The sequence below is a fragment of the Paenibacillus vandeheii genome (assembly GCF_030433635.1).
GTDB lineage: Bacteria > Bacillota > Bacilli > Paenibacillales > Paenibacillaceae > Paenibacillus > Paenibacillus vandeheii.
This window is the reverse complement of sequence record NZ_JAROCD010000018.1, coordinates 102,034-122,139: the sequence shown is the minus strand read 5'-3', so window position 1 is coordinate 122,139 and position 20,106 is coordinate 102,034. Positions and strand designations below refer to the sequence as shown.

Here is a 20,106-nt window from a genome sequence, read left to right as displayed (position 1 = left end):
CACTCGTTGTTCAGTTTTCAAAGATCAAACTTGTTTCGCTACTAAGTTTCGTTCATCTCAGCAACTTTTATATCTTACCACTTCCGAACCAACTTTGCAAGCTCTTTTTTTAAGTTTCTTTCGAAGCTTATTCGTTTCGCTTGCCGCACCGTCTTTCTCGTGTTTTCTTGGCCGGACTTAGAATATACCATGTAGAAAAATTAATTGCAACCCTTAATTAATAATTAATATTAATTTATTTCCATTATCTAAAAACAAATAGAATTGTTCTGTTTCCCTTCTACCCATTCAATGTCTTTCAATCAGACCCATAAGTTAGACCCAATAGATATAACAATGTTAAGCATCATTATCTTATAGTGAAGTGGTAGTAGTTACTGTTCTTAGTAAACTGAGTAGCTACTCCTTTTAAACAAACACTATAAAGCTGCTCAAGGGATAATTACTTTCATATCGCACATACTCAATACCCTTTATATAATAGAGATAAGAGATCATGTTTGAGGAAATCTACATCTAATAATGACTCTCTCCGTCAGAGATGAGTACTGACTCTAGTATTTGTTTTTTCATATAATAGCTTTTGAAACAATAACAGGATTGCAGATATAGCTAGCCAACTACCCACGACTATCTCCTCCCCCTCAGCCCTTGAATCTTCCCATCAAAACTGTATCGTAATACCGACCGTCCGCGTGTCGCCGATCCCTTTTCAACGTCCCCTCTATCTCGAAACCCATCCTCTTGTAAAGCTCCATCGCTTTATCGTTCGTTCCTACCACGTTCAAGGTCATCTTCACAATTCCATTCATATCTGCCCAATCCACCGAGAGCTCAAGCAGTTTCTTGCCGATCCCGTAACCCCACAACTCTCTCGCTACACAAACCCCAAATTCAACTTTATGAGAAAATCGTTTTAGATCTACGCCCTCGCATCGAGAATACCCTACGATTTGTTCCTTTACGAGGGCTACGAGAAACAGGTTTCTCTCCTTTTCCGTGTCCAACCGGATTATTTCTTCGAATCCCGCCGGATCAATGAATCCCTCACCTTGTTCGCGATCCATGTTCTCGGTCTCTCCATCCAACTGTACACGGAGTGAAGACAATGCTTCAGCATCCTTTTCCTCTGCGGACCTAACCGAGTAGGTTAATCCGTTTACGTTAAATTTCTGTTGATCGATGATCATATTTTATAATCCGTCCAATCCTCTATTTTTTTGCCTCATCATAATTATGCTCTACCCTACTTCAGACGGACTCTTGCCCGTAAGCATCTTGAACACCTGACTGAAATACGTCGCGTTGCGGAACCCGGTCATCTCACTAACCTCGTAGACCATGTAATGCCCTGACTGTAACAGTTCCATCGCTCGTTGAATCCGGTACCCGTTCACATAACTCACAAAGTTCTCTCCAGTTACTCTTTTGAATAGCTGGCTCAAATATTTGGGGTGTACAAACAGACCCTTGGCAATGGCTTCAAAACTGATCTCTTCAGCATAATGCTTTCCAACGTACTGTTTCACCTGCTCCACCAGTTTATTGCTTTTTTTCTCGCCCATTTCTTTCCGTGTCTGTTCTATCCAGCTTTGAATAATGCCGTCCATCCAGCATATCAGATCCTGCAGCCCATATTTCGATTGAATTTCCCGCAAAAAATTACTCATCGCTACCGGCGGTGCCAACGTGGGATAATGTCGGTTCCAGCTATGAATCAACGTGTTGAATAGGCTCACCGCCACAACCTGCACATCCTGAATACTGGTACCACTCCCTTCGTTCAGCAGATTGCGAACATGAACCCATATCTCCTCTGCCAGATCAGTCCTCATATCCGCCCAGGACTCATTCCATTGTCGCAGCAATAGCGAGTAATCCGTCACGCTCGGCGTATAGGCATCTGTTGAATCATACCGATATACGCGGCTCCCACCCTGAAACTCTGCTTTCTCCAGCGCCTCCCTGCTCTCCAGATAGGAGTCCATCACTTCACATAAGTGACCTTTGGATGTCCCAATACCTGCACTCATTTCGATCTTGAGGTACGTAAAAATCTGATCAATCATCCGTTCAACAATCGACTCCATATGCTCTAGCATATCCTTCTCACCAAATAGAAGCAGTACAAACACCTGATCCGAATAGTCCACGATCTCCACCTGGCATTCATTTAGCTGCGAAGTCTGTTCCCTGGCGGTCTCCTGAATAATATCCGCTGCCCCATACCTTAATAGCTGCCAGTCCCGCTCTTTCATCCGTGTCAGAAATGCAGGCCGATACAACTGCAAACTGATGGCGCGTACCTGAGCAGGCATGCGAATACCTACATAATCCATACGCTCCGCAGGTAATTCCTCTTCCTTATAGCGTGTAGTTAACAGTTCGTGGAGAAACAATTTGCGCAGATAGGGAACCACCCGCCCAATCTCCTGTTTGTACGTCCGCTCCAGCCGCTCATGCCGCTCCCGCACATCCTGTTCGAGTAACACCTCACGCAAAACAGACTCAATCTCCTCCACTTCAGCGGGTTTTAGCAAAAAATGATTCACACCCCAGCGCATGGCCGCCCGGGCATTCTCGAATTCATCATATCCGCTAAGGATGATGATCGGCAGATGAGGATGGTCCCGCCTCAATGTTTGCGTGACTTCAAGTCCCGTCATGCCTGGCAAATAGACATCCGTCATCACCAGATCCGGTCGCAGCCGATGGAACAGCTCCAGTGCATCCATGCCATTGGAAGCCGTTCCTGCGATGCTAAGGCCAAGAGAGGGCCAATCAATATGCTCGGTCAATGCTTTTACAATATGCGGATCATCGTCTACAAGCATAATGGTTTTCATTCATTTTCACCGCCCAGCCAAAAGTTTAATTGTTCTTCCGTCTCAATACGCGGCAGCGTAATGGTCACTTCCACCCCGCCTGATTTACCCGCGCATATATCAACGCCATATCCAGTTCCACAATACAGCTGTATACGCTGATGTACATTTCGTATACCAATCCCAGACGTCTCTTCCAGCTTCCACCCTTCAGGAAGACCCTGTCCGTTGTCCTGAATGCGAATGATGATTTTGGGTACGTGCTGCGCAGACTTTCTGGGCGGTCGATAGCCCATGGATTGGCTGCCCGGTTCAGATGACTCTGGTGACTCGGCGATAAGGCAGGTTGGAGATTCCTTTGCCCCAGTTAGATTGTTGCACTCCGATTCCCGCATATCCACCTGTATGCGAAGTTTTCCTTCCTTCGGATGTCCATGCATGACCGCATTCTCGATAAAGGGCTGCAAAATGATTTTGGGAATGTAGCACCCGCGCACTTGTGGATCGATATGCTCCTGATAATCAATGGAGAATGGCAACCGCTCGGACTGAATGCTGACGTAGCAACGGGCATGCTCCAGCTCATCACGCACCCGGATAAATAGTTTGCCGCCGCTCAATCCAATACGTAGCAGTTTGCTGAGTTGGACAATCATGCGGCTAATGTCCTTGGCTTCATAATCGAGAGCACGCCAGTGAATCATGTCGAGTGTGTTGTAGAGAAAATGCGGTTTGATTTGCGCCTCCAGCAAACCGGTCTGGGCTTCACGCTTCGCGCGGTTCTCTTCCTTAACCTGGTCCATCAGCTCTGTCAGCTGTGAAGCCATATGGTTAAAACCATAAGCCAAATGGGCATATTCCTCGGTGAACGAAAGCTGAACCCGGGTATTGAAGTCCCCTTTCTCCAGTTGCCTCATCCGTTTGATCAACTGACGTAAAGGGCGGACAATCCGCCGCACGAACAAATACGCGAGTATCGCCGAGCATAACAACCCCAGCACGGCTATTCCAAGGACCTGCCATCCGGCCTGCCTTACCGGAGATAACAGCGTGTGCACAGGGATAGTCTGTACGAGACGCCACTGAAGCATGGCAGGCCTTGAATATAGAACAAGCTGCGCTCCTCCGGCCTTGCCGGAAACTACTTCAAATCCGTCCTGCCCGTGCTCGGCGTGCTCCTGAATCCATGCGCTATCTACAACAGGTTCACTTTCCCCGGGTACAGAGGCATTTGCAGATATATTTTCAGAGGTATTAATAGAAGATAAAATTTTTGAGTTACCTTTGGTTAAGGTCAAATCCTCATCAGACGTTCCCTCTACATTGTCCTCACCCATCTGCATAACGACGTTGCCTGCGGTATCCACCAACAGTACCTGTCCATCCAGCACCATGGGCATATCTGCAAATCTACGTACAATGTCCGCTCGACTCAGGCGGATAAGCACGTAGGCTACCGTCCCACCCCGGCTATCAAAGATTCGCTGGGCGTATCCTATTAGCGATTGGCCAGACTCATTTTCCCGCAGAGGTACCCAGGCCGCGTCCGCCTGCTGCAGTGCAGCAAACCATGAATCATCGGCAATCGTATCCACTGGATAGATGCGTTCAGCCATTGTGACGGTGACACCGTTGAAGGCATCCGTATACAACTCTATTGATGTAATGCCCTCACTGACTACCAACGTGTGCTCCAGTATTTTGGATACCTCGCGCCGTTGGTGAATCTGTGTCAGCCTTCCCGTTCCCTTTGTTTCCAGCAAATTCGACAGCTCACGGTTGCTCGCCAGAGCATAGGCCGTCCCTGTCACACCTGTAATAAAATCAAACCCCCGGCGCGTACTCTCATTCAGGAGAGCCAGCCGCGCTTTGCTAATTTCGGTAAAGGTGACGGCAGAAAAAGACTGGTATGCCAGCCAGACAATAATCGAAACAAGCAGCAGGTTAAACGCAATAAAGCAAGTCACCATCAACGTGGAGAGCTTGCTTTGTTGCAGCTTTCGATTTAGGAATAGCGACAATCTTCGTTTCCGCATGTGGAATCAACTCGTTTCGTCTTGGAATTACCCTTTGAGCCCGGAGGTCGCGATTCCTTCCACGAAGTATTTTTGACACACGATAAATACGATAAAGCAAGGCACCAGTGACAGCACTGACATCGCAAACATTGGGCCCCAATCGGATTGGGAACTGGAATCGAGGAATAGGCGAAGGCCCAGCGGCACCGTGTATTTGCTGACATCACTCAGATAGATCAACTGGCTGAAGAAATCGTCCCATGTCCACAAAAAGGTAAAGATCATCGTCGTCACCAGCGCCGGAAAGGCCAGCGGAATAATAATTTTGGTGTAAATTCGTACAGGACCACATCCATCAATCGTAGCCGCTTCATCCAGCTCTTTGGGTAATCCCCGGAAGAACTGGACCATCAGGAAAATGAAGAAGGCATCGGTCGCCAGCCACTTTGGCACTACCAGCGGCAGATACGTATTCACCCATTCCAGATGGTTGAACAGAATATATTGAGGGATCAGCGTCACATGGTGTGGCAACATGATCGTCATGAGCATTAAGCCAAAGCAAATCGCTTTGAACCGAAAATTCAATCGGGCAAAGGCGTATGCCGCCATTGAGCAGGAAATGACATTGCCCAATACAGCTCCCAGCGACAGGACGACGGAGTTGGTCAGAAAACGGGAGAAGGGATTGCCCTGAATGCCCGTCCAGCCATTGATGTAATTTTGCCAATTCCATTCTTGCGGCCAGAACCAAGTCTCGGTAAAAATCATATGTCCCGGTTTGAAAGAGCTGCCCAGCATCCAGAGCACCGGATACAGCATGACAAAGGCAATGACCGAAATCAGTACATGTTTGGCGACTACCCCTGCAGCAGAGTTTCGTTGTCCAATCATGATTTCCCACCATCCTCATAGTGCACCCACAGCTTGCTGCTGCGGAATACCAGCAATGTAAAGACCCCGATCAGGATTACCAGTACCCAGGCCATCGCGGACGCATAACCCATCTGGAAGAACGAGAAGCCTTTTTTGTACAGGTATAGAGAGTACATTAATGTTGAATTGACAGGCCCTCCGCTGCCGTTACTGATGACGAAAGCCTGAGTAAAGGACTGGAAGGACGTGATCAGCTGCATCACGAGATTGAAAAAGATCACCGGTGACAGAATCGGCAGTGTGATATAAAAGAATCGCCGGAGCGGTCCGGCACCGTCAACCGCAGAAGCTTCGTCATATTCAGGTGGAATCTGCTTCAAACCTGCCAGGAAAATAATCATCGACGATCCGAACTGCCATACCGACAGCAGCACGATTGAATACAGGGCATACTTCGGGTTGGCGACCCAATCGGGTGCTTTTATGCCGATCATGGCGAGCAAACCATTAAGAAGTCCATCACCGCCCAGCATTTTGCGCCACAGCATCGCAATGGCTACACTACCCCCAAGAAGGGTTGGGATGTAATACACCGTACGGTAAATACCGAGCCCGCGAATGCCCTTGTTCAACAGCATCGCCACCAGCAGGGCAAAAATCAGCTTGATCGGTACGGATACGGCAACATACGTAAATGTGACTTTGAGCGATTGAATAAACAGTTTATCCGATGTAAACATCGTGGTGTAGTTATCCAGACCGACCCAGGAAGGGGCGGCCAGGATACTATAGTCGGTGAACGAAATGTATAAGGAAACGAGCATCGGACCAAGTGTCAGAAACAATAAACCAACCAACCATGGAGCCAGGAACAGAAGGGCCGCTCTATTATGGGCATATCTCCGTTTCACCCGCCGGGCTGCCACACGCTCGGTTCGGGCTTGACTGACCTGTGTTGTACTCATCTTCGCAACCTCCCCGCGGAATATGAAGTATGGAACCGTTCAAGTGTTATTGACTCGACGCAAGTGTCGCCTTGGCACCTTCAATAAACTGCGCAATTATATCCGGTGTGTTGCCTTGACCAAAGGCGATCTGCTCGCTTGCACTTTTGAAGCTGGTATCCACTTCGGAAAAACCTTGCGGGTAGGGTGGATCAATCTCACTGGAGTTTTTCGAAACGACATCGATAAATTGGAAGATCGCTTGCTCCGCTTCGGGCAGCGTAGGCTGCATCTTCTCCCGGATGCTGGAATTGACGGGTACTCCGCGCTCCGAACCGAGAATAGCAGTAGCTTCGGGATCATTCACCATGAAGTCGATAAACATCGCCACTTCCTTCGGATGTTTCGTTTTGCCATAACCGGACAGGAACTGGCCCGCTTTCAGGTATTCACCGATTTGCTTTTCATCCACACCATGCGGAAGCACTTGTATCCCGAGCTTATGATCCTGATTTTTGTTCACTTGCTGGAACGTCAGCAATTGGTTAGACCAGGCAAAATCCATGGCTGCTGTACCAAGCGAAATCGGGCGTGTTTCCAGTGCATTCGTCGTGGATGCCGTCACTTCTGCAGAGGTCGCACCCCCGTTCTCACGAAGTGCACCCCACATGTCAAACCATTGCTGAAGCTCTTCACTGGTAGCTGTCAGCGTCCCACCATCAAATAGGCCCTTGCCTGTTTGCCGGATAAAAACTTCAAACATGTTGGTGGTTCCCGAAACATCTGCCGAACCGAAGAAACCGTCACCCTTCTCTGCTGCAATCTTGGCAGCGATATCGCTAAAATCCTTCCACGTCCAGCTTTCCTGCGGCTCCTCAATCCCGAGTTCCTTGAATACGGTCGCGTCATAGATGACCCCTGGTGCATTTACGCCTAAAGTAATCGCGTATAATTTATCGTCAATCGATCCGGCTTTGAGCATGCTCTTGTCATGATCGTCTGTACGCAGCTCTTTGCTCTCTGCGTAAGGGGTCAGGTCAAGTAAAGCACCACGCCGGGCAAAATCGGTAAGAAAGGCATAATCCATCTGTATGATATCCGGCGCATTGGAACCGGCTACCTGTGTGGTCAGCTTGTCAAAGTATCCATCCCAACCGGAATATTCCGGTTTGATGGTAATACCAGGGTGTTTCTCTTCAAACAGCTTGATCACTTTGGTCGTAAGATCGTGGCGAGTCTGCGATCCCCACCAGGTCATACGAAGTTCAATTTTGCCGGAAGCCTCACCATCATCCCCTCCTTCATTGGAGGAAGCAGATGGTCCTGAAGATCCTCCGGAACAGGCTGTAGCGAACATTAACAGGGATAGGCAGAACAGGGTTACCCACTTTTTGGTATTCAACATGAATGAATTTCCTCCCCTTTTGCTATTGTGGAATCGCTTACAAAACTATTGTAACGGCCTATGGCTGCTCTTGACATAAACAAAAGTAAGCTTTCCTGTCAAAAAAGTAAGGGGTTGGGACAAAGGTCCATTCAATCGAGCATTTGCATAAATCCAAAGATCGCCTTTCTTTCGGCAAGATATAGATCGATATTTAAGTGATTAAATAACCACCAGAAATGATGCCCCGGTGGTTATCATATATACTGCAATCTTTATATAGCGGGCAGTGCCTCGCTACATCTCAACGGTGGTCCTTTACTGATTTTGCCTGACCCTTTCAGGATTGCGTCACAGCAGTTGATGACACCTTATGCTGAGCCAGATGTTTCTTCATCTTCGCTACTTCGGTTCCTGCCAGCATCATAATGCCAATTCCGTGATTGTCATTCGTCACCGTGAGCAGGTCTTTATTGTAGTACTCTTCAGTAAAGGCATATCTTGATCCACTGCACACACCATGTACATTTCCCTGACGGTCAATCGCTTTACAGGTCAATCCGTTCCAAGCCCGCTCAGCCGCTTCAATGTAACGCGCGGGTTGATTTAACCAGCCAAAACGCACTCCCCGTGCAAAACCATAGGCAAACATCGCGGTACAGGAGGCCTCCTGGTATGTTTCCGAATCATTTAATACCTGATGCCACAATCCATGCTCTCCTTGCAGAGCTGCGTATCCTTCACATAATTCATTGAAGAAGGCAATTAAAGCCTGACGCTCCGGGTGCTCTGCCGGCAAAGCTTCCAATACCTCAGACAACGAAAAGAGTGTCCATCCGTTTCCCCGTCCCCACGGAATCTGTGTCGCCTGTCCATATTTGAAATCGTATACGTGAGACATGATCTTAAAATCAGGCATGAACAAATACTTCCGATACAATAAAAATTGTCTGGCCGCTTCATCCAATGGCGACATATCCCCTGTCAGTCGGGCATACCGCACGAGAAACGGTGTGCTCATATAAAGGTCGTCTGCCCACATTGTGTTCTCGGCAAATTCTCCGATACACTCGCGGTAAAATGAACCGTCTGGCTGTCGTTCCAACCGGGTCAGCATAAAATCCGCAATCCGATCCGCAATAGGCAAGAACGTCGGCTCCTGACATTCTGAATAAGCTTCCAGCATCGCGGAGCCAAACGAGCCACAGTTATCCAGCATTTTCAGCATAACCAATTGCTGGTTAACCGCCGGAAAACCGTACTGCTCCCGATCCCACAATGAGTACTCATCCATACGGGTACACGCCTGTACATGATCTGCTGCATAACGCATAATATCAGGTCGCTGCAAATAACGTCCGGTCTGCAACAGACCATACACGGTGACACCCAACGGATAGTCCCAACGACCATAGTTGGTCACACTGCCTACTGTCCATTTGTTACTGAGCATTGCATTTTCATAATAGGGACGTATCCATGCATCCGGCCTGTCCAGCTGCCAATACACGCGTCCATTTTGTGCCCGGTAGCTACCCGTTTCTTCTCGGTTATCCTGCATTATACTTCCTTTATACACCCGATCTGTACGCATCAGATCCTGCAAATCAGGTTCGATCTCCTCCGATTTAAAAGGGCCGAGATATAACCACGACTCTCCGGAAGCTCCGTGCACACGCTGAGGAAGCTCCAGTTCTAGTTGCTCTCCATTCACCGTTGCGTTTATAACAAAATCCCATAGCTCAGCCTTATCACTACATTCACTGCGAACCAACAGATCGTTCCGTCCAAAAGATGCGGGTATCTCCACGTCGAATGGGCCCGCTTCCTTTAATTGAAACGCCAATTCGCCGTTCAGCCATATATTCAGTGGTCCGGAAGATTGACCAGTCAAACGGATGGCGCAATCGCTTGAATCCCTGTTGATTAACCGTGTCCACGCATAAATTCGCTGACCAGGAAGATGTCCGTACATTCGCTCAAGTGTCGGTTGCGTCTGCTTTTCCGCTGACCATTGCGGTTCTGGCAGCCACTCTAGTCTGTGATCCTCTTCTTTTCCGAGCAAGTTCCATTCTGGATGACTGTCCTCCGCTCTGCCGGATATATGATCCAGGTGAAACGTGAGCAACTCTTCCGAATCTACCGGTTTGGAATATACCCATCCGGCCTGCCCCTGTCTCTCCTGGAAAGGAGCGAGCACATTCAGAATGCGCACTTTTCCCTCATCCGAGCCAAACTGGCATCCAAAGCCCGCAGGTGTAGACTTCATCTCCAGCAACAACGTATTCCATCCCGGCTTAATGTCGATTCCCAGCTTCACGGTCGCGTCCAGGCTGATCTCATCCATTACCGTGGAGCGATATACCAATTGCTCGTTAAAATAGAAGCGAACCGGTCCATAACAGCGGACCAGCACATCCAGATTGCGATCTTCATCCCCCCAAACCAGTGCTGCGGCGTAGGAAACCTGATCTTTTGGGGCATCAGGGAAGCGTTTATTCAAATTCAGATCATACAGACCTTTTTCGTTTTGTAAAATACCAGACTTCTGGAATACCCGATATACAAAATCAGCCTGCGCATTGGCCCCAATATACCTCTCAGCTAGCACCTTCAATACTCGATCCTGATCTTCCCCAAATCGATAATACACGCTCTGCGGTTCACTAAAATACGTTGTCATTGAATGCCCACATCCCTCTCTATTATCATACAGGGTATAGCGCTTAACCTTTGTGAGAATTTCCCTTGTTGAAGGGTTCACGATGGCTTGTTAACCTTAAGAACAGACGAATAATAATCCAAGTATAACTGACATGTTCTATAGTGGCTACAGATTTTTGATTACGCTTACAAATAAATAATTGTGTTTTCAGTCTGACGGTAAAACAATACAACGGACTACATCGTTGTAGTCCGTCTCATTTAAATTGCACTTATCCGAAAATATCAAAGTTAACGAATAGCTTCCCGGTTTCTTCATATACGGATTTCGTTAATCCTTCGCCGTCAGCATCTACGCGAATGTTCAAATCATATAGACCTCTTGCCTCATTCATCTTATTGCCCAATTGCAAAGTAATACGTGTCCCGGATTGTACACTTACTTTAATCTTAAGCGTATGATCATCATTGCTGATCTGACTGCTATCAATCGTATAAGACTCACCATCAAGTACATAAGAATCATTTACACTAAACTGGAAAGCATCCGTAGAGTACTCAATCATGCCATCCACAAAATCTTCCCCTACTTCGTAGTTTAAAGAAAATGGAGCATTCTCATATTGAACCTGGAGATACTTGGTTTTGGCGTTGCTTGAGTCAAAACCAAAATCATTGGACCCTATAGTCGGCACGTCTACTGGCATTTCTCCTTTCACCAGCGTAAATGCCAGCACATGTGATGCATCCTTAGGCGACTCATTACCCGCTGAATCCTTGGCAGTAACCACATATTTGTAGTCTCCCGGAATCAAATTTTCCAACTTGGTAATCGCAAGAGAACCATCCGCTTTGCTTTTGGCAAGGGGAATTCCTTCGTCCAGCTCTCCTTCATCCACGACTCCGTTCGTATTCGCATCAGTCCATCTATAGAAAGTTACAACGGCTCCTTCTTCACTGACTGCTCCAGTATCCCCCTGAACTTGATCCCAGGTTCCGCTGTAATTATCGATAATGCTAAATTTACTTACATCGACCATCGGTGCTGTTATATCCGCAGGCACAGATGGACTCGTACTTCCGCCACCACTTCCACTCGATGATGACCCGTTATTATTCCAACTGGTAGATGGGGATGGAGTAGGCACAGGCGTTGGCGCTACCTCTGGTGTTGGCGTCGCTACTGGTTCAGGTTGTGGAGCAGGTGTTTCCTTTATCGTTTGCAGTAATCGGGAAGCCGTCAATGCTGCAGCTTGACGATCCGCTTGCAAAACCGGTTTGAACATGTTGTTTTGATCACCGATAATGAATCCAGCTTCGAGCGCCGCTCCAACTCCATCTTTCGCATACTCCGAGATACTTGCGCTGTCCTTGAATGTTAACAAAGCACCTTTGCCCGATATATCTGTTCCCATCGCTCTCATCAAAGTTACGACCATATCCTGTCTGGATAATGTCTGGCCACTCCCGAATTTCCCGCTTCCCATGCCTTTAAATATGCCTGCTTGGTATACTGCTTCAACAGAAGTATAGGCATAGCTGGTCACAGGAATGTCTGTAAATGTCGGATTGGATGGAGCATTATTGGTTACATCCAGCTTTAACGTTTTGGCAATCAGGATAGCAAAATCCTGTCTGGTGATCATACCAGATGGATTAAATCGGCCATCACTAAATCCGGCGATAATTCCTTCAGTTTGCAACTTTACAATGGCATCCTTGGCGTAGGATCTATCGATATCGGTAAATGATACTGCGGCGTTAGCCTGTGTCGTCCACAAAGATGTTGTTAACAAGGATGCCGCGAGAATCGAGCTCATGAAATGATTTTTTCTCAAAAAAATGCTCCTCCAGTATGAAGTGTATTCATGTCATTCCAACTCAAAATCCAATGGAAAAATACTAAAATAATATGGACATGTACGATAATGCAAATTATATAGAGGGGCTCTGAACCGATTCTGAACAAACATGAGTCTGTTGCAAAACAGTCTGCCAAAGGGAAAATAAAAAGCCTCCGACTGCACTTTCCTTTAAGGAAGTAAGCGGAGGCTTTCGTTTCATTTTGATAAAAAATCGTGCACAAGAGTGTCCTCGTGTTAAATTTCCACAGCTACGCCGTAATGGTCAGAGACTACAGGGCCGTTCTTTCCGTTGAGAACCACTGTCGAGGACTTGGCCTGTACGGGTCGGTTGGAGAAAATATAATCAATGCGCAGATTACGTTTATTATCGGCCCATCCGGCGATTGCCTTGACGACTGTCGCTCCATCATCCTTTTGCAAAGCTGTTGTGTACAGGTCATGCCAGCCTTTGCCGATCATGTAGTCGTACCCTTCCCCACGCACTTCTGCCACGTTATTAAAGTCACCCATAATATAAAGCGGCTGGTCCATGTATGGAGCAAGCTGGCTCTCGGTCAGTTCCCACTGGCCTTTAAAAGGCTCCTGATCATCATTCCACCAGTTATAATGGCCATTCACAAACCAAGTCGCTTCACCTGTAACCACTGTCTGTATTCCGACAATTTTGCGTGTCCGGTAGTTGTCATAATCCCTCATGTGGGATACATATTCACCAAAAGCCTGTGAGATCGGTGTCCGGCTCAGGATCGCCAGGCCTTCATCATATACGCTAAATCCGACATGGGTCGGAATCCATGTCCAGTAATATTGTTCAGATAGCTGCCGGAGCAGAACGTAGGCATAATTATCTTTTTTAATAACAGCTTCGGAATCCGCGGAAAAGTAATATTTCAGTTCCTCGGCGGACAATGACTGCTCCTGCATGGATTGATTGACCTCCTGCAGTGAGATCACATCAAATTGATGTGTATTGATAAAATCAGCCAGCTGACTAATCTTGTTCAATTGATCCTCTTCCACCCAAGCGTGTGTATTTAACGTAAGTATTTTCATATGCTCTCTCCTGTTGATTGAAATTTGGTCGGCGTCCCGCCTGCATTGTTCCTGAAAGGAATACATACCCTAAGCATACACAATACGAGGCTTTTTCGCATGGTTTCTGGTAGAAGTAGAGAACAGCACTCTTGGATTTTCCCTTGTCAAAAAGTCTTTTCCAAGTTCTCAGAACCGATGCACGGAGCACACGATAACTGATATGATGGATATATGAAATGTACACCATTACGTCAAGACGTGGTGATGACTGAACCTATGATTTCCCCAGGAGATGGAATGATGAACATACCTAATGACATGAAAATGGATGATGCGCAGTGGCAACAGCTGATCAGGCAGGTCGCGGAACATTTTAACAACCTGACGATTATGCGCGGATTTCAATATTATAAGCAGAAACGCGTCGGACCATTAGCCTACACCGAACAAAATGGGATTTTGGCTGAAGTGCAAGGCTCAAATGACTATCAGGTAACCCTGAGCTTGCCATCGCTGAACACCAGTCACTGCACCTGTCCGGTTGGTTCTCGTTGCAAACATATGATAGCCGTTCTAATGGGTTACGCGGAGCAACTGGGGCGACCGGTACACGGCATTGTGAACGCCCACTCCAGTACGGCACTGAAACAGGCTCCAAAGCCTGCTGCAATAGCAACTTCCGGACGTTCGGATTACACTTCTCACGAAGAGGACCTCACCATCCCTGATAATCAGTATAGCCAGATCAAGGAACGTGCAACGGAACTTGCCGAACTTGAGATTGCGGAATGGCATGAACTGTTTCGGGCATGCCTCAAACGATTAGGAACAGGCACGCCAAGTACATCGTATGTGCAGGCCGCAGCGGACGAGATCTATTCGATCAAACCTAAGCTGTCCGCTGGCATGGACCAGTTATTTGAGCTGCATGTTCAGTTGTACCTAATTCGTTTCTGTGTGCCTGGCCGCAATTCAATCACACATACCCCTGTGTATCTGAGCTATCCTGCCCAACTTGCCGTGGATGCGCTCCAGAAAGGGTTGGAACAGATCCTTAGCCGTCCGCTGGATCTCTCCGGTCTGAATGGTACGAAGCTTGAACAGCATTGGAATCGGCTTGAGGAAACCTCCTCGTACCTGCGTACGCAGATGATATCCGAGACATCCAACATGATGTTCTTTACCCCAATCTATCGACAGCTTTGGTTAAACTGGATCGTACCTCATCTTCACGAAAACCGGAAAACGTTGGAGTCAGAGTTGGAGTTTCTACAAGAAATGGAGAACAGCCTGACTGCTGCTTCCAAACCGGATAAACCAGGTGAGAGCGTGCTGAGCGTAGCAAATCTGACCGCAAACGGGAGCGGTGCTCCGATTAAATCAATCACCCTGCCATTGTCACTGGTGTTGGCACAGAGCTGGATATATTTCCATTTGGGACAAGATGAGCAGGCTTGGCAGCGATTAATCGGCGGAAGCTCGGCATATGGCATCCCGCCGGAGCATCTGCTGCATTTTCTTCACGTACTTGCAGATTCTTCGGACTGGAAACGGCTGAGCGAGTGGTTAGTGCAGCTCGGACCTCTGCTGGCGAACCGTCGAAACTCCCCTCTGAATGATTACATGCAGTTGTGGGATACAGCCATTCATCATCTGCCTGATGCAGAGCACCGCATGTGGGACACACTGGTCAGCATGCTGCCTCATTCCCGTCCGGCTTATGAAGAAGCGATGCATTCCCGGGGACAGTGGCGGAGATGGATGGATTTTCAACTGAGTACGGAGACAGAGCCACTTGAATTCCGTGTGGCTGTGCTACAGCCGATTGAAAAGGATGCACCTGAATTACTGCTTCCTTTCTATCATCAGGCAGTGGATCGTTATATCGGGCACAAAAACAGAGACGGTTACAAAGCAGCAGTAAAACTGTTGAAGCGGCTGTCCAAAATTTATAAAAAATTGAAGCAGGAAGAGCACTGGGAGCAGTTTATCACTACATTGGCCGTTCGCAACAGCCGACTGCGCGCCCTGCAGGAAGAGCTTCGGAAAGGTAAGTTGATCTCATGAGCCTAATGCACCCTTACACCGAAACGATTGAGGTCCATGTTGCATTGACCGGATACGGAGATGCCCTGTTCTATGGAGCGCTGAACACCCATCACTTTGTATCAGGGCAATCGCTTAAGCAGCGATTATTTGCTTGGCATGCCCCTTCCTTCTACGGAACAGAACTGGAAACGAGACAGCTCGAAGAGATTGAACTGGTCGTACTGCCTGCGGAAGAAGTCATTCCTTTCTTCAGCCAAATGAACACCCTGCTTCACATTGAATGGAAATGGGACGAGCAGGCAGAGCATTTGATCCGGCTGGCTCCGGTATTAGCCGCATCGATTGAAAACCGTAAATATGCACCCAGCTTCACCGCATTCCGTACCGGACAACTGCAATGGACCTGGGACCCGGACAGCCTGAAAAAGCAGGATCGAACAGCCCTTGGCAAAGCACTGGAACAAACGGATGAGAGCTACGCTGAAGGACTGAGTGCTGCTTATTCGGCTTCCGTATTCCAACGATGGTATAGCACAGAAGAAGCTGCCACCGATCTGAGAAGCGAATTCCCACAGTTGTTTCCACAAAGCGGGACGACTGCGCAAACAGCCGGAATGGATGCACAATCCTGGCTGGTGTCCATCGGCTGGAAAGCAGACGCAGCCCCATTCCGTCCGCTCCTGCAATTGCTGGAGCCGGAGGAGGATGAACCCGCATGGCGGCTGCGGCTGGTATTGCAGAATAAACTGGATGCAGCCGTACTCGTTCCCACTCGGCTGGATTCACGCGGTCGGTTGGAAGGCGAATGGCCGGACGTGTGGACGCCATTCATCCTTGATCGTTCAGCAGGATGGCTGGAGCAGCTGCGAGCGCATCTGCCCCGAATTAGCCGCTCCATCAGCGGCAGTCGGGATGTGCTGAGTGATCCATTGGGAGATCAGGATGCTTGGCTGTTCCTGACGCAAGACAGCGGACGTCTGCTCGAAGCCGGATGGCAAGTACTGCTTCCGGGTTGGTGGGAAGCGGCGCGCAAGAAGAAACCCAAGCTGCGTGCGAAAGTGAAACCGGAGGAAGGCAGCGATCGGGGACAGTCGTTCTTCGGACTGGACTCAATCATTCATTTTGACTGGCGGATTGCGATCGGGGATACGGATCTTAGCGAGGAAGAATTCGCTGACCTCGTTGCACGTAATGAACGGCTTGTTCGCTTCCGAGGGGAATGGGTTCCCCTCGACCCTGCCTTACTGGAGCAGATTCGCCGGGCCATGGGTGGTGTGGATCAGGAACAGGGGCTTTCGTTTCAGGATATTTTGCACCTGCATCTGCTGCACAACGAGCAGCGCGAATATCGTAACCAGAAGCGCAAGGAAGGACAGGAGGATCAGGAAGAGGAACAGCCTCAATCCAGCGAGAACATTCGACTTGAGGTGGAACTGAACGAACACCTGAACCGGGTCATCGCACAGCTTGGCGGCGGGCAAGGCGGCGCTCCTTCCCTGCCTGTTCCAGCAGGATTGCATGCTGAGCTGCGTTCTTATCAGAAGGAAGGCTTCGCCTGGCTTGGATTCCTGCGCAGATTCGGCCTTGGAGCTTGTCTTGCCGATGATATGGGACTCGGAAAGACAATTCAGTTTATTACGTATTTACTGCATCTCAAAGAGAATGAGCAGCGCTTGCCTGGACAGGCCCCAGCCCTTCTCATCTGTCCCACTTCTGTTTTGGGGAACTGGCAAAAGGAAATCAGCCGCTTCGCTCCCTCTATTAATGTCAGTCTGCATTATGGAGCTCGTAGACTGAGCGGAGAGGAATTCCAGGCACAGACTGAACAGGTGGACATCATCATTACATCCTATGCAACGGCTACGCTGGATCAGGAGATGTTGCAGTCGTATACGTGGGCATCGATCTGTCTGGATGAAGCGCAAAATATTAAAAATGCTCAAACGAAGCAATCCATGGCGGTACGCAGCTTCCCGGCGAAACACCGGATTGCACTGACAGGTACACCGATTGAAAATCGGCTCTCCGAGCTTTGGTCCATCTATGATTTTATTAATCCAGGCTATTTGGGCAGCGCAAGGGCATTCCAGACTCGGTTTATCAGTGCGATTGAGAAGGATAAGGACGAGCAGCGCATGCAGGATTTGCAGCAGCTGGTGAAGCCATTCATGCTGCGCCGCAAGAAAAAAGATCCGAATATTCAACTCGACCTGCCGGATAAAAACGAAATGAAAACCTATATTCACCTTACGGGCGAACAAAGTGCACTGTATGACCAGTCCGTTCAAGAACTGATGGACAAAATGAAAGAGCTGGAAGGCATCAAACGCAAAGGTGCCATTCTCTCTGCCTTAACCCAGCTCAAGCAGTTGTGTGACCATCCCCTGCTGCTGACCAAAGAAGCCTTGCCGGAAACGATCTCCTCGGAAGGCTCGTCTGTAACAGCGTATGACCTGTACAGTCCTCAGGACATGGCCATGCTAATCAGCCGCTCCGCGAAGCTGGAACGACTGATGGAACTGGTCCGTGAACTGCGGGACGAAGGCGAACGATGCCTGATTTTCACCCAATACATCGGCATGGGACAGATGCTGCAACAGGTATTGAGACAGGAATTGCAGGAACCTGTACTGTATCTGCATGGGGGTACGTCCAAGACAGCAAGGGATCGCATGATTGACGAGTTCCAGTCCAGGACATTGCCTGCAGATGAGCAGCCGTCGGTCTTTATTCTTTCCATCAAAGCAGGCGGCGTGGGCTTGAATCTGACCGCAGCGAATCATGTATTCCATTTTGACCGCTGGTGGAACCCTGCCGTGGAAAATCAGGCTACGGACCGCGCCTATCGAATGGGACAGACGAAGGATGTGCAGGTGCACAAGTTCATCTCGCTGGGCACACTCGAAGAACGCATTGACGAGATGCTGGAGAGCAAGCAGCAGCTTAGCGATAATATCATCACCAGCTCTGAAAACTGGATTACGGAGCTATCGACGGATGAGCTGCAGGATCTGTTCACCCGGCGCCGCGACTGGTCGGGTTAACTCCAGATTAGATTGATGCAACATTCGTAACCCTCTAAATCGTAAAATACAAAAAGAGCGAGTGTCGGAAATGAATTCCGCCTTCGCTCTTTTTGTACCTTAACCCTTGACCTTTCACTTGCAGGCCTTCAATGGTTAGGGTCGTTTAAGTAAGATAATTCCATTCTAGCGCATATTTCCGATGATGGATGATCTTGAATCTTGCATTTTTTTGATGAAGTTAGTCATCACATCAAAAGCTTCATTGCGTTTGTTGGACAAAGACTGCAAACGCAGCATATCCATTTGTTGCGAATTACTAAGTGAATCAATTTGGCCTTTCAGGGCTTGAGCTTGGGAAGTATCCCCACTCTGAATAGCTGCCTGCAATTTCGTGTTCAGCTCTGCAATCAACTGATTGCGGTTCTGGACATTTTGAATCTGTTCCTGCAATTGGATATCCAGCAATTTGGCGCGTTCTTGCTGAACCATCATCAAAGCTGTTTCGATGTCCATACTGCTCAGATCAATGCTTGTGATGGAAGACGCCACCGGGCTAGCCACAGGTGCACTTGCTGCAGAAGCAGAAGTTACAACCGATACAGCTGCGATGGCAGCAACAACCGTGGAAGAAATCAATTTGCCTGATTTTTTCATAACGTACACCTCCTTATAATGTTTACAGATACCATCCATTAACTGGCACCTTTCGACATCATATATCGAAGGTCCTAGATCCTACAACCCAAATTGGCGAAGTTGAGACTAAATTGATACACATGGAGTCCCAAACCTGCTCCTTACAATCGAATGTGCTGTTTCTGGCTTAAGTGGCTTTCCGTTTTTGAACAGGTACCCACACTTCCACTTCGGCGTCCATTGGCTTGCCATTAAGCAACACTTCTGCAATTGGCCCCCCTGAATATTTATACTCAAATTTGTACTCATCGGTTAAGAGGGAGCCAAATGCTTGATTTTCCAACTTGTCAAATGCCAAACGGGATAAACCACCGCTTCCTGACAAGATTAAATAGTCGCCTGCAGGGAAAAGCAATTCATCCGCATGTTCGGGAAGGGGCTTGGAGGATTGAACACCAGCATAATAATTCACTTTATCATTCACTATGGCGACTGCAGCATACCCATATGGACTTTCTGAGTACGGACGAAGGCTGGCCATTTGTCCATTTTCCAACATACTTTTGAAAAAAGTTGTCTTATCGCTGGTATACTCTGGAGCATGGATGGTCGTCCCCTCGTTTAGAGTCGTTTTAAAACTAATGAGACGAAAGGCTTGCTTCGGTTCAATCTTGTAATTGTTCATATTAATTATGCCTCCTGATGGGTACATTTTTTTGTTTATGCACCAAGCATAATCTATCAACTATGACATCTGTATGGCATACTTAAAGGGGAGGTGAGG

General features: G+C 48.1%; 13 protein-coding genes. 2 read left to right on the top strand and 11 right to left on the bottom strand.

The window, feature by feature from the left end:
* Positions 1-644: 644 nt before the first annotated feature.
* The 9 genes from P5G61_RS28190 to P5G61_RS28150 form a co-directional block, all read right to left on the bottom strand.
* The gene (locus P5G61_RS28190; protein WP_301249562.1) at positions 645-1,190 is read right to left on the bottom strand and encodes a GNAT family N-acetyltransferase; all 546 of its coding nucleotides are present in this window, start codon (positions 1,188-1,190) and stop codon (positions 645-647) included.
* 51 nt (positions 1,191-1,241) lie between these two features.
* Positions 1,242-2,846 (bottom strand): response regulator, encoded by a 1,605-nt coding sequence (locus tag P5G61_RS28185; RefSeq protein WP_301249561.1) that lies wholly within the window; start codon positions 2,844-2,846, stop codon positions 1,242-1,244.
* A complete protein-coding gene (locus P5G61_RS28180) occupies positions 2,843-4,861 on the bottom strand; it encodes a cache domain-containing sensor histidine kinase (protein ID WP_301249560.1) in 2,019 nt (672 codons plus the stop codon). The genes P5G61_RS28185 and P5G61_RS28180 overlap by 4 nt, the downstream gene beginning before the upstream one ends.
* Before the next feature lie 27 nt (positions 4,862-4,888).
* A complete protein-coding gene (locus P5G61_RS28175; RefSeq protein ID WP_301249558.1) occupies positions 4,889-5,737 on the bottom strand; it encodes a carbohydrate ABC transporter permease in 849 nt (282 codons plus the stop codon).
* Positions 5,734-6,684 carry a carbohydrate ABC transporter permease gene (locus P5G61_RS28170; protein ID WP_301249557.1) on the bottom strand — a complete coding sequence of 317 codons (951 nt, stop codon included), beginning with the start codon at positions 6,682-6,684 and terminating at the stop codon, positions 5,734-5,736. The genes P5G61_RS28175 and P5G61_RS28170 overlap by 4 nt, the downstream gene beginning before the upstream one ends.
* 46 nt (positions 6,685-6,730) lie before the next feature.
* Positions 6,731-8,068, bottom strand: a complete 1,338-nt coding sequence (locus tag P5G61_RS28165; RefSeq protein WP_301249556.1) for an ABC transporter substrate-binding protein — start codon at positions 8,066-8,068, stop codon at positions 6,731-6,733.
* A 319-nt stretch (positions 8,069-8,387) separates the two neighbouring features.
* Positions 8,388-10,730, bottom strand: coding sequence for a glycoside hydrolase family 88/105 protein (locus P5G61_RS28160; RefSeq protein WP_301249555.1), 2,343 nt, complete (start codon positions 10,728-10,730; stop codon positions 8,388-8,390).
* Positions 10,731-10,983: 253 nt separating this feature from the next.
* Positions 10,984-12,531: an S-layer homology domain-containing protein gene (locus P5G61_RS28155; protein WP_301249554.1), complete on the bottom strand. Its 1,548-nt coding sequence runs from the start codon at positions 12,529-12,531 to the stop codon at positions 10,984-10,986.
* A gap of 279 nt (positions 12,532-12,810) precedes the next feature.
* A complete protein-coding gene (locus P5G61_RS28150; protein ID WP_301249553.1) occupies positions 12,811-13,629 on the bottom strand; it encodes an endonuclease/exonuclease/phosphatase family protein in 819 nt (272 codons plus the stop codon).
* 282 nt (positions 13,630-13,911) lie between these two features.
* On the opposite strand from P5G61_RS28150, the gene P5G61_RS28145 reads away from it, so the two are divergent.
* Positions 13,912-15,678, top strand: coding sequence for an SWIM zinc finger family protein (locus P5G61_RS28145; protein WP_301249552.1), 1,767 nt, complete (start codon positions 13,912-13,914; stop codon positions 15,676-15,678).
* Between the two features lie 5 nt (positions 15,679-15,683).
* Positions 15,684-18,704, top strand: a complete 3,021-nt coding sequence (locus tag P5G61_RS28140) for a DEAD/DEAH box helicase (protein WP_301249569.1) — start codon at positions 15,684-15,686, stop codon at positions 18,702-18,704.
* Positions 18,705-18,869: 165 nt separating this feature from the next.
* On the opposite strand, the gene P5G61_RS28135 is transcribed toward P5G61_RS28140, so the two are convergent.
* Together P5G61_RS28135 and P5G61_RS28130 are read right to left on the bottom strand one after the other, a co-directional pair.
* Entirely contained in the window at positions 18,870-19,340 is a 471-nt protein-coding gene (locus P5G61_RS28135; RefSeq protein ID WP_301249551.1) for a hypothetical protein, read from the bottom strand.
* Between the two features lie 169 nt (positions 19,341-19,509).
* A complete protein-coding gene (locus tag P5G61_RS28130; RefSeq protein ID WP_301249550.1) occupies positions 19,510-20,007 on the bottom strand; it encodes a GyrI-like domain-containing protein in 498 nt (165 codons plus the stop codon).
* Between the last annotated feature and the right edge of the window lie 99 nt (positions 20,008-20,106).

What these genes read in the sequence shown, in the direction of transcription:
- P5G61_RS28165 (WP_301249556.1), bottom strand. Translation starts at nt 8,068, where the DNA reads ATGTTGAATACCAAAAAGTGGGTAACCCTGTTCTGCCTATCCCTGTTA.
- P5G61_RS28175 (WP_301249558.1), bottom strand. Translation starts at nt 5,737, where the DNA reads ATGATTGGACAACGAAACTCTGCTGCAGGGGTAGTCGCCAAACATGTA.
- P5G61_RS28130 (WP_301249550.1), bottom strand. Translation starts at nt 20,007, where the DNA reads ATGAACAATTACAAGATTGAACCGAAGCAAGCCTTTCGTCTCATTAGT.
- P5G61_RS28150 (WP_301249553.1), bottom strand. Translation starts at nt 13,629, where the DNA reads ATGAAAATACTTACGTTAAATACACACGCTTGGGTGGAAGAGGATCAA.
- P5G61_RS28190 (WP_301249562.1), bottom strand. Translation starts at nt 1,190, where the DNA reads ATGATCATCGATCAACAGAAATTTAACGTAAACGGATTAACCTACTCG.
- P5G61_RS28170 (WP_301249557.1), bottom strand. Translation starts at nt 6,684, where the DNA reads ATGAGTACAACACAGGTCAGTCAAGCCCGAACCGAGCGTGTGGCAGCC.
- P5G61_RS28185 (WP_301249561.1), bottom strand. Translation starts at nt 2,846, where the DNA reads ATGAAAACCATTATGCTTGTAGACGATGATCCGCATATTGTAAAAGCA.
- P5G61_RS28155 (WP_301249554.1), bottom strand. Translation starts at nt 12,531, where the DNA reads ATGAGCTCGATTCTCGCGGCATCCTTGTTAACAACATCTTTGTGGACG.
- P5G61_RS28140 (WP_301249569.1), top strand. Translation starts at nt 15,684, where the DNA reads ATGCACCCTTACACCGAAACGATTGAGGTCCATGTTGCATTGACCGGA.
- P5G61_RS28135 (WP_301249551.1), bottom strand. Translation starts at nt 19,340, where the DNA reads ATGAAAAAATCAGGCAAATTGATTTCTTCCACGGTTGTTGCTGCCATC.
- P5G61_RS28180 (WP_301249560.1), bottom strand. Translation starts at nt 4,861, where the DNA reads ATGCGGAAACGAAGATTGTCGCTATTCCTAAATCGAAAGCTGCAACAA.
- P5G61_RS28145 (WP_301249552.1), top strand. Translation starts at nt 13,912, where the DNA reads ATGAACATACCTAATGACATGAAAATGGATGATGCGCAGTGGCAACAG.
- P5G61_RS28160 (WP_301249555.1), bottom strand. Translation starts at nt 10,730, where the DNA reads ATGACAACGTATTTTAGTGAACCGCAGAGCGTGTATTATCGATTTGGG.